Source organism: Klebsiella sp. 10-1 (assembly GCF_009758445.1).
Taxonomy (GTDB): Bacteria; Pseudomonadota; Gammaproteobacteria; order Enterobacterales; family Enterobacteriaceae; genus Klebsiella; species Klebsiella scottii.
Genome location: NZ_WQRE01000005.1, coordinates 1 through 512, shown reverse-complemented (window position 1 = coordinate 512; position 512 = coordinate 1). Strand labels below are relative to the sequence as shown.

The window sequence follows — 512 nt, the reverse complement described above, 5'->3', positions numbered from 1 at the left end:
AAAGTGACATGGATTCTTAACGTCCTCGGACGAAAAATGAATACCAAGTCTCAGTGAGTGAACATACGTAATTCATTACGAAGTTCTTTTCTTTAGAAATAAAGAAACACGAGCATCAAACTTAAATTGAAGAGTTTGATCATGGCTCAGATTGAACGCTGGCGGCAGGCCTAACACATGCAAGTCGAACGGTAGCACAGAGAGCTTGCTCTCGGGTGACGAGTGGCGGACGGGTGAGTAATGTCTGGGAAACTGCCTGATGGAGGGGGATAACTACTGGAAACGGTAGCTAATACCGCATAACGTCGCGAGACCAAAGTGGGGGACCTTCGGGCCTCATGCCATCAGATGTGCCCAGATGGGATTAGCTTGTAGGTGAGGTAATGGCTCACCTAGGCGACGATCCCTAGCTGGTCTGAGAGGATGACCAGCCACACTGGAACTGAGACACGGTCCAGACTCCTACGGGAGGCAGCAGTGGGGAATATTGCACAATGGGCGCAAGCCTGATG

Annotated in this window: 1 rRNA gene; it reads left to right on the top strand. The window is 50.2% G+C overall.

The window, feature by feature from the left end:
* Positions 1 to 123 precede the first annotated feature (123 nt).
* Positions 124 to 512: ribosomal RNA gene (locus GO007_RS18140) — 16S ribosomal RNA — on the top strand; the annotation flags it as partial.